Raw genomic sequence first — 16,342 nt, 5'->3', positions numbered from 1 at the left:
TATTTGTAAGAAAGGAATAAAAGATGAATTTAAAAGAAATAAATGTATTTATAAAAAACAGTGTTGAGAACATATATGATGAAATTGTAAAAGTAAGAAGAAAAATACATATGAATCCCGAGCTCGGAGATGAAGAATTTCAAACAAGCAAAACTGTAAAAGAATTTTTAAAAGAAAATAATATACAGTTTGAAGAAATTATAAATACAGGAGTAGTGGCTACAATATATAACGGTGAGGGAAAAACAGTAGCAGCAAGAGCGGATATGGATGCTTTACCGATTTTTGAAGAAAATAATGTAGAATATAAATCAATAGTAACAGGGAAAATGCACGCATGTGGTCATGATGCCCATACATCTATACAATTGGGAGTAGCAAAAATACTTGCTGAAAACAAAGATAAATGGAAAGGAACAGTAAGATTTTTTTTCCAACCTGCTGAGGAAACAGACGGAGGAGCTTATCGAATGATAAAAGCGGGAGCATTAAATTTTAATGGAGAAACTAGTAAAAAAATAGATGCTTTTTTTGCTTTACACATGGCACCTGAAATTGATTTAGGGAAAATAGGTCTAAAGTACGGAAAAGTACATGCAACTTCAGCAATGCTTGAGCTTATAATTTACGGTGTTTCAGCTCATGGTGCACTTCCTCATAAAGGAGTGGATGCTATCCTTATAGGAAGTAAAGTTCTTGAATTTTTTCAGTCCATTATAAGCAGAAAAATAGACCCGAGAGAAGAAGCTGTAATTTCCATAGGTTCATTTAAAGGCGGAGAAACTAATAATGTTATTTGCGATAAAGTAAAAATGCTCGGAACAATAAGGACAATGTCGGCAGAAATAAGAAGTCTCATTATGGAAACCATAAAAAGAGATTTACCTAAATTTGTAGAAAGTTTGGGAGGGAAAGTTGAAATAAATCTTAAAGAAGGCTATGCTCCTGTTATTAATAATGACAGAATTACTGAATTTGTGGAAAAAAATATAATTGATTTATATGGAAAAGAAAGTCTTGAAATACTAAAAGAAGCAAGAATGGATGTGGAAGATGTAAGTTATTTTCTAAATGAAATAGACGGATGTTTTTTTAGACTTGGAACCAGAAATGAAAGTAAAGGATTGATTTATGATTTGCATCATCCGAAATTCAACATAGATGAAGAAAGTTTGAAAATAGGAATGGGACTTCAATTGAAAAATATAATGGAATATTTAAAATAAATTATAATCTAAAGAGGTAAAAATGAAAAAATCGGAAAATATATATAGAATTGGACAGAAACTGAAAATTGAAATAGAAAAAATAGTGTTTGGCGGAGAAGGATTAGGAAGAAAAGACGGATTTACAATATTTGTACCTATGAGTGTACCCGGAGATATTTTGGAAATCGAAATAATTTCAGTAAAGAAATCTTATGGAAGAGGTCTTATAACTAAAATTATAAAACCGTCGGAAGATAGAATAGAGGATATTTCAAAAATAAGTTTTGAAGATTTTGACGGTTGTGACTTCGGAATGCTGAAATATGAGAAACAGCTTGAATATAAAAATAATATGCTAAGGGAAGTTCTGGAAAAAATAGGTGGAATAAATATTGGAAAAATAGAAATAGAAAATATTATAGGAAGTGATATTAAGACAAATTATAGAAATAAGACAGCAGAACCTTTATTTAAAAAAGACGGGAAAATTTTAACAGGATTTTATTCAAAAAAATCTCATAATATATTTTCAGCTAAAGAAAGTTTGTTAAAATCTTATATTGCCGAAGAAATAATAAATAAATTTTTAAATGAAATAAACGTTTATTCAGGGACGAAAAATGAATTTAAAGTATATAATGAAACAACAAATACAGGATTTTTAAAACATATTATCGTTAGAAATAATGAAAAAAATGAAGTTATGATTATAATTGTGGTAAGTAAAAAATCTCAGTTTAAACAGCTTATAAAAGTTCTTGAGAAATTATATAATGAAAATGAATTTTTAAAATCCATTTATATATCTGTGAAAAGAGAGCAAAATAATGTTATTTTGGGAGAAGAAACAAGACATTTGTTTGGAAACGAGTATTTAGAAGAAGAGGTAGAAAATATTAAATTTAAAATATATCCTGATTCATTTTTTCAAATAAATAAATCTCAAGCAGTAAAACTTTATGAAAAAGGGATAGAATATTTGGGAGAAAGTAAAAATAAAACTGTCATAGATGCCTTTTCAGGAACTGGAACAATAGCAATGGCATTATCACCTAAAGTAAAAAAAGCAATAGGAATTGAAAGTGTAGAAAGTTCCGTGGTATCAGCCAATCAGACAGCAAATGAAAATAATATAAAAAATGCTGAATTTATAAATGGGAAAGTTGAAAAAATATTGCCTGAAATATTAAAAAAGGAAAAAGGAAATGTAGATGCAATAATTTTCGATCCTCCAAGAAGGGGAATTGAAGAAAAAGCATTAAAAAGCGTTATTAGAAATAAGATTCCGAAAATAATATATATATCATGTAATCCGTCTACTTTTTCAAGAGATATTAAACTGCTCCTTGAAAATGGATATAAATTTCTAAAACTCTGTCCTGTGGATATGTTTCCTCAGACCGCTCATATAGAAATAGTGGGATTATTAGAAAATAGGATATTTAAAGGAATAGAGGAATTTAAAAATTGAAACAAAATTGAATTATTGGTAACGAATTACATTAGTCATCATAATTCAATTTTTTCTATTAATAAATCTTGAGAACCGTAATGTTTATAAAATTTATTATCAATTTATGTTCTGTTATCAGTTTAACTTTACTTTACATGGCATTCAGTTTTTTCAATTCTATAATATATATGATAATATAACAGAACTATTTCTCGAAATGCTGAAACATGTAAGTCCATCAGTTTTGTATATATTTTTTTCTATAAAGTTTATAAACAATAATTTTTGATTTTTTAAAATTTATACTTAATGATTAAAAAAATACTGATTTATGAAACAGTTTCAATATATATAAATTTATTTGTAAGATTAAAATTGCATAATTAAAAAGAATGAAATAAAAAATTATATTATTATTTGTTAATATTGTTATTTATCTGATCTCATATAGGAACTGATAAGTATTATCAGTCATAAAAGTTCAAAATATTTTAATAATAGCTAAAGTGCTTGGCAAGCAAAAAATAAAATATTTGGAAAAGAGTCGATGTAAACTTTTAATATCTCAAAATAAAAAAGAACCAACTTTATTTTATATAAGGAAGGTCTTTTTTATTTGAAAAAATGTATTTTTTGTTTAGATTTATTTACAGGCTGAACTGTTATAAGCATTATCTCTGACAGCTGAACTCATGCTACCTGCATTGCATACTCCTGAACTTCTTTCAGAGCTGTATCCATATCCATCTAATAAAAAACAACCGTTAAATGACACCAATATCAAAATTATTACTAATAATTTAAAAATTTTTTTCATTAAATTTCCTCCATTTTTATTTTTGTTGTCACTATTTTTATTACTGTCATATTTAACATTAACCTGTTATTCAATTGAAATTTCATATTTTTTAATTTATTATATAACATAATATTATTAAAAGTCAAATCTCAATATTGAAACAAATATTTTAAAAGTTTACTTGATATTTCATTTTTTCTTGAAACCGATTTTATTCTAATTTATAAAATATTATAAAATTAAAAAAGTTAAGAAAAATTATTTTTAAGTTAATTATGAAAAATTTCGATTAAATTAAATTTAAAAATAATATTTTTCAAACCTTTTATAGCAAAACTTAATCTATAAAAATTTGATTTATATATGAAATTATTCAGGATATCCAAGAAGAATGAATTTCATATAATATAATTCAAAATAATCTATAAATTAAAAAATATTAAAATAAAAAATTTATCTAATATATAATTTTGTGGTACATAACAAAAATTATCTTTTATAAAATAATTTAAAATAATTATTTCAATAGAGTAAAAACATAGTAAATTCTAATGAAAAACTATTTTTTTGATTGTCAGTTTAATTAAAATATTAAAATTAAATAAAAGATTTTTTTGTTGTATAAGATGAAAATTATTTTATACTATTGTTTTAGAATTTGATATGTGCTATTTTAATACTAATCAATCTAGTCAATCTGTTATTAATGAATATTTTTTAGGAAATATTAAATTAAAAATAGGTATATTTTTTATAAAGTCAAAATATTTCAGGAGCTAAAAATCTGACAGGAAAATAAAAATCCAAGCAAAAATATTGAAAGGTCAGAATTTAAAATGAGAAATAAAATTCCAAGATTATGCATTATAGTTCCCTGCTATAATGAAGAATAAGTAATACCTATAACGGCATCGCTGTTTTTAGAAAAAATGTATCAACCGGAAAAAAATAATAAGATTACTGAAAATAGCAGAATATTATTTGTACATGACGGAAGTTTCAGATAAGGAATATAATTAAAAATTTTTCTAATAAAAATACAAAATTTTTCGGTATAAGTCAAAGCCGGAACAGATGACATCAAACGGACATTCAACTTGTAATATTAATGTTCACTTTAATAAAGTTCGGATTGGCAGGCTTAAGTTTCAATTTTTATTTGAGTAGAAGATTTAATAAAATAAATTACGTAACAATTTTGTTTTCTTTCTGTTATTGGATGATGGCATATAATATGAATAATGCTCTTAATATTATGTGGTTAGACCGTGTTATTCTGCTACCGGTTATTCTGAATTATTTAATGTCATTCATTAAAAAGAAAAAAAACCGGAATGATAATATCAGTAGCTGTTTTAATTATTTCCAATTTTTACATCGCATATATTGTTATTTTATTTAGTGTTATTTATTTTTGGTATGAAATTTTTAATGAAAGAGACAATATAAACTTTAAAAAAGTAATTTTAAAATTTTTGGAATTTATAGGGTTAATTTCGATATCAGGTATGATATCAGCTTTTCTGATATTACCGACATACCTGTCATTGGTAAGGGAAAATACTATACTGGCTTCCTGCCCGTTTTTCCTTCATAATATGTTTCTTTTTAATATGTATTGCTTATGAGTTTTATTTATTGATAGATAAAAAGATAAATAGAAAAAAATACTAATGCAGGTTTATTTATATATAAATAATCTAAAGGAAGTTGTCAGTAAAATTTATTTAAAAATAAATGATATACATGTATCGGGAGATACAATAGATCAGGGTACGAAACTTATAAAAGTTAATAACGATGATAAAATAAAAATTATAATAGATACAAATTTATTGGAATTAAATAAAGATAAGTTATATGAATTGAACAGAGAAGAGTTTGAAAATTCAATTAAGAAAATAAAGAACCGTAACTTTATAGAAAAAATAAAAGACGGTTATGTGAAAATAAAATTTAATAGTGATAACAATAAAATATTAATGACTACAATTCCTTATGAAAAAGGCCGGTCTGTAAAAATTAATGGAAAAAATAAAAAAATAATAGGAGTATTTATAGGAATCAAACCTGTAAAAGGAGAAAATGTTATTGAATTGAAATATGAGGCATCGGGGTTAAAAACAGGAATCCTCATAAGTTTGACGGGAATAATAATTTTAATATTATTATTTATAAAGAAAATAAATATAAAAAACAAAATTTAAGGAGATGATTTATTTATGAAAAATTTGAAAGTTTTAATGATGTTATTATTAATAGTTGCAGGAATATCTTTTGCAGCGGGAAGAAGCAATAAAGCTGCAAGAGATAAAAAAGGACTTACAAGAACAGAAAATAGTGATGCCGGATTTAGAAAATATTGTGGAAGAGATGAAAGTGGATTTTGGCTTGAATGTGTACCGCAAGAACCGATGCCTCAATAAAAGAATATGAAATATTATTTTATAAGGAGTTATAATGGCTAATAATTTAAAAAATTTGGAAAAAGTATTAAAGCAGTTTACTAAAAGAAATAAAAATGTTAAATATACAAGAGAATTTTTTTTAAGTTTTCTTTTAATGGGAGTATTTGCATTTTCTGACGGGTTAACTTCTTCTCAGTTAAAAAATACTGAAAATAATATAAATCGTACAAGAAAAGAGCTGAGTACATCTATAGTGGATATGAAAAATATGTTCAGACAGGCAAAAATTGAGAATAACAAACTTCTGAGAAATGCCAATCTTGAACTTATCCAGTTAATGGAAGAAGGAGATCATGTTGTTAAATCTCCATGGAGTTCATGGCAGTTCGGTATAGGATATACATACAACAAATGGAAAGGTACTTATAAAGGAGAAAACGATAAAAGTAAAGTTTATCCTTATTACGGAGTTTATTTACGTTCCAATAATTTGGACAGATATATAGGAAGAGGAAATGAATTTTTCTTTAATCTTGCAAAGCATATAATCAATCCGAATAATCTATATGATTTGAAATCGGCTTCATCTGTTATGTTGGATAATCGAAGCATAAACGGTGAAGGATTTGCTGATTTGAGAATTCTTGACGAACTTCCTCTGATTGCCAATGTAAATGCAAATGTAGTACCGAAAGAAATAAGTCGTACTCCTCATTCACCTATGATTAATCCCGCTCAACCGCCTGTAATAGGTGCACCTACAGTTAATTACAGTGTAAATGTAAGTAGACCTTCCGCTCCGGGAACGGCAGAAATATTTAACATTGATTTAGGAGCATATTGTAATGATATGGCTAATAATTGTTTATGGCAAAATGAAGCTTTTGAAGGAGAAGCTATTAATCAATTAACAGGTATTATGGAAAAATATGGATTTGCCGATTTTGACGGAAATGGGAAATATGATAACGGATATGACGGATATGCAGGATATAGACATTTTAACAATGATTCTCCAAATATTGAAGGAATTTATTCTGAAAGTATTTATCAAACTAAAAGTACAAGTGCAAACGGAATGACAAATAACAGTCAACCGAGTCTTATTTATTCGTGGAATATTCTTTCGCCTACAAGAAAAGGACAATGGAGACTTTTTACAACATATCTTGATGTACAGGCTGATACAAATAATCCGGGAACAGCAGTTGACTTGACAGTAGATACAAGTCATAAAATAAGTTCGATAAATCAGTTGGATAATATGCCTACAAATAATTTTAATCCGTGGATAGCTGGATTAGTAGCCGGAATAGGTCCTCTTACTAATAAAAACTATGAAAAATATATGAATAGACCGTTTAATACACAGGCATTTTATGTAGGAGGAAGCCGTTTTGCCACTTTGGATAATGTTACAGGAGGCGGGTCCATTGTCAATAATGCGACATTAAGTTTGGAAGGTCCTTTAACTATCGGATTGGAAGTACAATATGACGCAATAGGAGCAAAAACAAGAAAGTTGGAAAATAACGGGATCATATCGGATAAAGGTGAAGATGTTATAAGTTTCTCACGTCAGAATGTAAACACAAGCGGAGATACAAACGGTAATAACGAAATTGATAAAGGAGAAAAAGTTTTTCTTGATTTAGGAATATACGATTGGCAAGCAGATACCAATTATGACGGACATGATAGAGTAGAAAGCTCAAGTATAAGAGAAGATACCGTAAAAGGAGGGTTCGGTACTGCACAGCTGAATATAACTGTCGCTTCAGGACGTGCAAAGGAATTTTATCGTAATGCAGAGGGATATATCGGAGGAAAAGTCGGACTTATACTTACTCGTGAAGACGGAGAAGATAATTTAGGTCCGGATAATAAATACAGACTTGCAAATCAAAGTGGAACTATTGATTTTAGAGGGAATGATTCTATAGGAATACAGATATACAGTCCATATTCACATGTAATAAAAGAACCTCGTCCTTGGGAATTTAGAAGTGAAGAAATAAACGGAATGAATTTTCATGTTTTTGAATATCTTGTAGAAAAAAAACCGGTAACTGTAAATGTTGAAAATAAAGGAACGATTACGACGATGGGAGCAAAAAGTTACGGTATAAAAATATCTTCAGGAGTAGATTATAAAAATTCCTCGGTAATAAATGATACGGGAGGGGTAATAAACGTTGCGGGATATGATGAAGATAATGAAGATAAGGCAGGATATTCGGCAGGTATGGCAGTACTTGAAGACGGAAAACAGTCAGGAAAGAATTACACAGAAATAAATTTATTCGGTCCTATAAAAGGCTATATAAAACCGGACGGAACGGTAGACCCGAGTATTACAAAAACTTCTCCTAAACCTATTGTTGCAGGTAATATGATTCAAAATAAAGGAACTATAAATATCGCAGGAAATAATAACAGCGGAATGTTTTTACAAACCGCATTTAATGATACTTTTACTTCAAGCGGTAATATATCTATAAAAACAAATATAATAAATGATACAAAATATGATGATATTGCGAAAGGTAATGTAGGTATAAGAATAGACAGCGGTATTATTCAGGATAATCAGACATATATAGAAGTATATCGTGATAACAATACTTATCAGTATACTTATGTTACTTATAGTGCAAAAGGGCATCCTAAAAATATTAACGGAAAAATATTTGACGGAATTGATACTAAAGGAATAACAACTAAACTTGGTACTCAGAAAGGTATCAATACAAGTGCAGCGGTAATTGATATTGAAACAGGAGATAAAAATGTCGGTATGCTTGCCAGTGGAGGTAATGCTCAAGTTATAAATGAAGGAACAATCAATATTAAAGATAATGATAAAACTACAGAAAACGGAAATTACGGAATGGCAACCGCATTAAAGCAGTCATATATCAGAAATGCCGGAGCTGACGGAGTTTTATGGACTGCCGATGATGAAATAGATTATACAGAACCTTCTGCCAATGCAAACTTCTATCAGATAGGATATGCTGAAAATAACGGGACTATAAATATTAATACGGTAAGTAAAAATAATGTAGGTTTGTTGATAAATTCCGCTGATAATGTAACTATAAACGGAGTTTCAGGAATAAATACTAAAGGAACCGGAAAAACAGGGAAAACCTCCAAAATTAATATTGAAACAGAAGGAAATATAGGAGTTGCCAACTTCGGTAATTTTACAATGGAAGGTGGAGAAATAAATGCTAAAGGTGCAGGTTCAGTAGGTATTTATACTAATTATGCTCATAGTAACGGTACAGGTAACGGAGCTTCTACAACTGTAATTAAAGAAGCTGTTGACGGAACAAAGGCAAATATTAAAGTAGAAGGTGGAGCGGCAGCTCTTTATGCAGAAAATTCAAGCAACGGCGTAGATAAAACAACGATAAATATTCAAAATAGCGATATTACAGTAGGAGCAGGGGGCTTACTGTTCTATAATTACAGTAATCCTGTCATACCTAATATATACAGAGCTACAGGGAAAATAAATATTATAGGAGCCGGAGTAAATGCATTAATAAAAAATAACGGACTTGCATTTATTTTAAAGCAAAATAATAATGCCGCACCTTATTGGAATATAAATGATGTTTTAAGTAATATTTCCGGTGCTTCAGGAAATAAAATGACTCTGAAATTAGAAGACGGGGCAAGACTGTTTCTTATAGATGCAGGTTCAAATGCTGTGGTGTCGGCTTCAGATATAACAAATATAAAAAATACCATAGCTTTACCTAACAGCGGAATAGCAATTGATCCGGCTTCAGGAAATTTTAAATATATAACACTGAAAGGCGGTACATTTAATATAAATGACGATGTTGCTTTGAATTCTCCTAATAATGTTTTTGCCGCTATTGATTATATAGCTTCAAATGTAAATATTTTAATCGGAAAGACTATAAGTAACATAAATAATGCAACTAATGAAGGTGAAAAATTTGCAAATGGAGACCAATATGTTATAGCTCAAATAAATCCTAAATCTATCAGTGGAGGTGGAGTTTCAGGAGATATTACAGTTAAAAATGATGGAAATATTATTATTAAAGAAAATTCCACAGACGGAAATATTGTCGGTGATACTATAGCTATTGTAACTGACTTGGGTACGGTTATAAATAACGGAACTATTTTAAATACTACCGATAACGGCGTAGGTATACTGGGAACACGTTCCACAATTATTACAAATTCAGGAGATATTACAGTAGGAAACAATGGAACTGGTATATATGGATTGAATAAATTATCAGGAACTGAAGACGGAGATATAAACATTACAAGTAGCGGTAATATAATCGCTACAGGAAATAATACTTCAGCAGGGTACGGAATAATCGCCTTAAATAAAACGGCGGGTAGAACATCAAATGTAACTGTCAATAGTGGTAAAATTGATGTAAGTGCTAAAAATGGCGGTGCAGGAATATATGTATTAAATAATGGTGTTACGGGAAATTCCACAATAAATGTAAATGGCGGAAAAATTATTTCAGGAAAAGAAGGTGCAGGTATCGTTCATATAAACGGAACAACAAATTTAGGAGCGGTAACAATTGAAACTATAGGAGATAACAGTACAGGTGTGTATCAGAAAGACGGAGGAACGATAAATCTTACCGGAACAACATTGAAAATAGGAAATAAAGGTGCAGGAGTGTATGCTGTAAATTCAAATATAGTAAATAACGGAATTACACCGACAGTAATCGGAAATGAAGCAATAGCATATGCTGTTGAAAACGGAACATATAGCAATCCTTTAGCAGGAGCCGAAGCAAAATTAGGTTCAGAGAGTATTTATATCTATGCCAGAGGTAACGGAAGAACAGCTATAGTAACAAATAATACGGCTATATCAGCTGAAGGCTCCAATAATGTGGCTTTATATGGTAAAGATACTGCAAATATAACAAATAATTCGGCTATTAATTTGAATATTACAAATAATACAAGTGAAACCGTTGAAAAAGGATTACAAAATGTAGGTATATTAATGACAGGTAATGGAGGATATGCTTTAAATACTAATAATATCAATATAGGTATTTCAAATAAAACTACTGAAAGATATTCAATCGGTATGGCTGCGGAAGGTACAAATATTAACTTGGAAAATAACGGTACAATCACTGTTAGTGGAAATAGAAGTATAGGTATGTATGGCAGAGGTATCGGAACGGTAGTAAGAAATAACGGTACAATAATTCTTGATGCATCAGTTGCTTCAGCCTCAAATATGATTGACGGAATGACAGGGATATATGTGGCGGATGGAGCTACAGGATATAACTACGGTACAATTAAAACAGCAGGAAATTATGCAGGAAATTCTTATATTAAAGGAATGACAGGTGTAGTTATTAAAGATGCAACTTTTGTAAATTATAATAATATAGAAATAAATGCAGATGAAAGTGCCGGAGTATATATTAAAAACGGTGTTATTAAAAATTACGGAAATATGACTATTACAGGAAATAAATCAAAAGGAGTAATTTTAGAAGGTAAGAATACTACTATTGACGGTCAATCAATAAGTTTAACCAACGGAGATGTCATAAACGGAGTAAACCCCCATACAGGAAATATAGGTACAATATCGGCTGATGATAAGTATGCTTCAAATATATCTTATGATCCGTCAAACAGATTGGGAAGTGTAATAATAAAAGGTAATCCCGGTATAGGATTGATAGGTGGAGTTGTTATAAATGGAATTGAACAGAGAATACATGACGTTGCGGCAAATATAGATGCAGCCGGAAAAAATTATTATATTTCCAATCTCGGTATTTATATAGATACCTTAGGACGTACTAATGCTATTCGTGGATTAAATAATTTATTTAATAATCCGGGAAGACCAATTCAAAATACTGAAAATAAAGTAAATATAATGTTTGGTGCGGAATTGGCTGACTTAACACGTGAAAAAGTTATAAGAGTTCCTGCAGAAATAGTTTCAAAAATCAGACGTGATTATCCGGAATATAGTTTTGGAAAAAGTTCATTTGTTTCAGGGGCCTATCATTGGATAGGATCAATTGATATAGGAGATCCTAATAATCAGAATGATGATACTTTCGTAATGGCAAAAATTCCTTATACGGACTATGCAAAAAAAGGAGATAAAAATATATATAATTTCCTTGATGGATTGGAACAAAGATACAGTGAAAATGAAGTAAATTCTCCTGAAAAACTTTATTTCAATAAATTGAATGCAATCGGTGACGGTGAAGCTAAATTATGGGCACAAGCTGTAGATGAAGCTTTAGGTAGACAATATATTAATGCCCGTCAAAGAATTTATATGACAAGTTCCACTTTAGACAAAGAACTTGATAATCTGAGAAACTGGAGAAACGGTTCCAAAAATATAAATAAAATAATATCGTTCGGTAATCGTGATGAATACAAGACAAAATCAGCTCAGATACATAATCATAAGAGTAATGCTTACGGAGTTGCATATATAAATCAAAGAGAAACCGTTAAGAAAAATGATGCTTCAGGTTGGTATGCAGGGGCATTACATAATACTTTCAAACTTAAAGATATAGGAAGTTCTGAAGAAAAGACTCTAATGCTTAAAGTAGGAATATATAAATCTATACCGTTTGGAAATAAAAAAGATAATATCTGGACGATTTCAGGTGAAGGATTTGTAGGACATAGTGAAATGAAGAGAAGATTCCTTAATGTTGATACTATTTATGAAGCACAGGGAAATTACACAAGTTACGGTATTGCTATGAAAAATGAATTTGTTAAAAATATTCGTTTGAGTGAGAGATTTACTTTTACACCTTATGGAAGTCTGAAAATGGAATATGGACGTCATGATGATATTAAGGAAAAAAGAGGTGTTTTACGTTTGGCAATTGAAGATGGCAAATATTTCTCAATTAAGCCTCAAGCAGGAGTTATTCTGACTTATAAACAGCCTGTAGCAGTAAAATCGACATTTGTAACTTCGTTAGGAATGAGTTATGAAGCGGAATTAGGTAAAGTTACTGAAGGAGAAACAAAATTCAGAGTAAATTATACTAGTGCCGGTTCATACAGATTTAAAGGAGAAAAGGACAATAAAAAAGGGAATTTCAAGACGGAATTGAACATAGGGCTCGAAAATAAAAACTTCGGAATAACAATAAACGGAGGTTACGATACAAAGGGTAAAAATATAAGAGGAGGAATAGGATTCAGAGCTATTTACTAAATGTAGGAAACCATGAAATCTGAATTTGAATGAAGAAAAAATCTGATGTATAATAAAAATTATTATTCGTGATAATTTATAAAAAACGGGAATGTTGAAGTTCCCGTTTTTTATAAAGTAAATGTTTATTTTTATAAAATAATAAATATATACATTTGAAAATTAAATATTTTCTATATCATGAAATAACTTTATTTTGAGTTTTTATGTAAATTTATCAAGTAAATATTTTTGTTTTATAAAAAACTTTTTAGCTCAATAATGGATTAATTCAGTATCACATTTTCAAGTAAAGGAGATCTCATTATATCAAAAGGCATTACCCATCCTCCGCCATTAGAATCTAAATCAATATTTTTTCCGACCTTCTTTCCGGCTCTTTTAAAGACAAGATACACAAATTGGGAACAATATAACCTTTTATCAAAGTTTTTATCAAAAGTCAGTCCGTAAGTTTTGTTGACAGTTTTGTTTATTTCTTCAAATAATGCAGTTTTATAGTCATCATCTATTCCTTTTAATCTGAAAACGGCAACTTTCCTGTTGAGGGTTTGCCATACAAATAAGGGACTTTCGCTATAGCCTGTAGAATATGAAGGAAATTCTACTATTTTTTTTTCTTCATTTAAAACTGCTACATGTCCCCACATTGAACGAATAGAAGCTCTCTTTGATAATACAAGTATATCTCCCGGTCGAAGTTTTTCAGAATTTGCAATAACTTCTTTTGCAGAGTACCATTTATAAGTGGGATCTATAGATTTACACGATATTAACAATAAAAATAGTATAAAACTTAAAATGATTTTTTTAAGTATATTTAAAAAGATGTCTGTTTTTTTTAATTTATGAGAAATAAAGTTCATATATTCAGTTCCTTTCAGTATATTTTTCAAAAAGTATATTTATATTATATAAAAAAGAAGAGAAATAGTCCAGTTAAAAAATTAGTTGCCAAAAATTATTAAAGTCTGTATAATTATGTATAAAATATAATTTTCAGGAAATGGAGAGAAAAAATAATGAATATAGTCGCACCGGCAGGAAACTATGAAAAGTTAGAGGCGGCAATAAAAGCAGGAGCAAATGAAGTCTATTTCGGATTGAAAGGATTTGGAGCAAGAAGAAATAACCAGAACTTAGGTATAAAAGAAATAATAAATGGAATAGATTATGCTCATTCAAGAGGGGTAAAAACTCTGATAACATTGAATACATTAATGAAAGATATTGAAATAGACACGGCATATTATAATATAAGTCGTATCTATGAACATGGAATAGATGCAGTAATAGTTCAAGATTTAGGATTTATGAAATTTTTAAAGGAAAATTTTCCCGAGTTGGCTTTACACGGAAGTACTCAGATGACCGTAGCCAACCATGTAGAAGCCAATAAACTGAAAGAACTTGGACTGAGTCGTGTGGTGTTGGCAAGAGAGCTTTCTTTTGAAGAAATAAAAAGTATAAGAGAAAAAACTGATATAGAACTTGAAATTTTCGTATCAGGATCGTTATGTATTTCATATTCGGGGAATTGTTACATAAGCAGCTTTATAGGGGGAAGAAGTGGAAACAGAGGACTGTGCGCTTATTCATGTAGAAAAAAATTTGAAGATGAAGAAGGTAATAAAGCATATTTTTTAAGTCCTAATGACCAACTATTCGAGATAGAAGAAATTAACAAACTTAAAGATATAGGAATAAATGCGATAAAAGTTGAGGGACGTAAAAAATCAAGCGAATATGTCTATGAAACTGTAAGTTATTATGATAATATAATCAAAGGTAAGCCGAGACCGTCAGAAAGTTATAAACTATTCAACAGAGGTTATTCCAAAGGATATTTTTATCTTGACGATAAACTGATGAATTTTAAATATTCGTCAAATTTCGGTTATTTTTTAGGAGTAAGAATTGAAAACAGTAATAATTTCAGAATAGATGATGAGCTTATATTAGGAGACGGAGTTCAGTTTGTAGACAGTGATTTTGAAAAAATTGAAGGGGAATATGTAAATAAAATAACAGTAAACGGTAAAAAAGTTCAGAAAGCGGAAAAAAATGATATTGTTTCCATAGGAAAACTGCCTGAAAAAACAAAGTATATTTATAAGAATTATTCAAAAGAAATTAATGACAGGATAATACATAATATAAAAGTTTCCAAAAGGTTTTCATCTATAGATGCTGAACTGACAGTGGAAAAAGGGAAAGAAGTTATTTTAAAATTTTCTATTTTTAATTTGAATGGGGAAAAAATCGAAGTTGTAAAAAAAGGAAAAATTATAGAACAGGAAGCAAAAAAAATTATTACCGAAGAACAGATATCCCAAAAAGTAGGAGAACTTGGAGAAACAGTTTTTGAACTTAACAGTATAAAAATAAATTATGACGGAGTTTCATTTATTCCATTCAGCGAGTTAAAATCTCTAAAAAGAGAGTGTGTATCTGAACTTGAAAAAGAGTTGTTGGAATCATATAAAAGAAAATCGTTTCCGAAAAAAACATATGTTTTTGGAAGCCAAAAAGGAGAAAATGAAGAGCCTATTTTTTCAGCACTTGTATCTAATTATGAACAGGAGAAGGTGTGCCGTGAAATGGGAATAGAAAAAATATATTATAAACAATATGATGTGGCAAAGGAAAAAAATATACATAAATCCTATGAGATAAGAACAAATACAAATTTAGCTTCAAACTTATATCAAGTTGTAATAGGAGAAAAAAATAATATAAAAGGACAGAGTCTTGATTGGAATCTTAATGTTTTTAATAATCATACATTAGATTTATTTTCGGAGTTTTCCAATCTGGAAACAGTATTTATTTCTCCTGAACTAAATTATAAACAACTGAAGTTTATAAAGTCTGATAAAGTAAAAATAGGGATGGTAATATATGGTTATTTAAAAGGAATGTACATAGAACATAAAATATTTGATAAAGATTATAAAGAGTTAAAAGGGGAGTTTTACGATAAATACAAAATACTTAAAAATAATCTGGGGAATATAGAATTGTACCTCGATAAACCGATGAATTTAATTCCGGAACTTGATAAAATTAAAAAATTTAATTTTGATGAATTAAGACTTGATTTCACTTTTGAAAATAGTGATGAGGTGAAAAAGGTAATTAAAAGTCTGAAAACTAAAAAAGGTAATTATAATCCTTATTCATTTGAACGGGGAGTATTTTAATTTTTAT

Annotated in this window: 8 protein-coding genes and 1 pseudogene; 7 read left to right on the top strand and 2 right to left on the bottom strand. The window is 29.1% G+C overall.

The features are described 5' to 3' along the window. Positions 1-23 precede the first annotated feature (23 nt). On the top strand, positions 24-1,226 hold the full coding sequence (locus EII29_RS01065) for a M20 family metallopeptidase (protein WP_125235687.1): 1,203 nt from the start codon (positions 24-26) through the stop codon (positions 1,224-1,226). 22 nt (positions 1,227-1,248) lie between these two features. Next, complete coding sequence (rlmD, locus tag EII29_RS01060) at positions 1,249-2,679, top strand: 23S rRNA (uracil(1939)-C(5))-methyltransferase RlmD (RefSeq protein WP_125235686.1); 1,431 nt, start codon at positions 1,249-1,251, stop codon at positions 2,677-2,679. Positions 2,680-3,304: 625 nt separating this feature from the next. Here rlmD and EII29_RS11980 read toward each other — a convergent pair. Then, on the bottom strand, positions 3,305-3,478 hold the full coding sequence (locus EII29_RS11980) for a hypothetical protein (protein ID WP_158612441.1): 174 nt from the start codon (positions 3,476-3,478) through the stop codon (positions 3,305-3,307). A 1,072-nt stretch (positions 3,479-4,550) separates the two neighbouring features. Between EII29_RS11980 and EII29_RS13135 the strand changes: the two are divergent. The 4 genes and pseudogenes from EII29_RS13135 (at position 4,551) to EII29_RS01035 (ending at position 13,132) form a co-directional block, all read left to right on the top strand. Further along, a pseudogene (locus EII29_RS13135) lies at positions 4,551-5,088 on the top strand (YfhO family protein). 45 nt (positions 5,089-5,133) lie between these two features. Continuing rightward, positions 5,134-5,667, top strand: coding sequence for a YfhO family protein (locus EII29_RS01045; RefSeq protein ID WP_125235683.1), 534 nt, complete (start codon positions 5,134-5,136; stop codon positions 5,665-5,667). A gap of 15 nt (positions 5,668-5,682) precedes the next feature. Then, on the top strand, positions 5,683-5,886 hold the full coding sequence (locus tag EII29_RS01040; protein ID WP_125235682.1) for a hypothetical protein: 204 nt from the start codon (positions 5,683-5,685) through the stop codon (positions 5,884-5,886). Between the two features lie 34 nt (positions 5,887-5,920). Next, positions 5,921-13,132, top strand: coding sequence for an autotransporter-associated N-terminal domain-containing protein (locus tag EII29_RS01035; RefSeq protein ID WP_125235681.1), 7,212 nt, complete (start codon positions 5,921-5,923; stop codon positions 13,130-13,132). A 266-nt stretch (positions 13,133-13,398) separates the two neighbouring features. On the opposite strand, the gene EII29_RS01030 is transcribed toward EII29_RS01035, so the two are convergent. Next, positions 13,399-13,998 (bottom strand): YiiX/YebB-like N1pC/P60 family cysteine hydrolase, encoded by a 600-nt coding sequence (locus EII29_RS01030; RefSeq protein ID WP_199725997.1) that lies wholly within the window; start codon positions 13,996-13,998, stop codon positions 13,399-13,401. 156 nt (positions 13,999-14,154) lie between these two features. Between EII29_RS01030 and EII29_RS01025 the strand changes: the two genes are divergently transcribed. Further along, on the top strand, positions 14,155-16,335 hold the full coding sequence (locus EII29_RS01025) for a U32 family peptidase (RefSeq protein WP_125235680.1): 2,181 nt from the start codon (positions 14,155-14,157) through the stop codon (positions 16,333-16,335). Positions 16,336-16,342 lie beyond the last annotated feature (7 nt).

The organism is Leptotrichia sp. OH3620_COT-345 (assembly GCF_003932895.1).
In the GTDB taxonomy this organism is placed as follows: domain Bacteria; phylum Fusobacteriota; class Fusobacteriia; order Fusobacteriales; family Leptotrichiaceae; genus Pseudoleptotrichia.
Note: the sequence above shows the minus strand (reverse complement) of the source record. Positions and strands in the feature narration are given on the sequence as shown.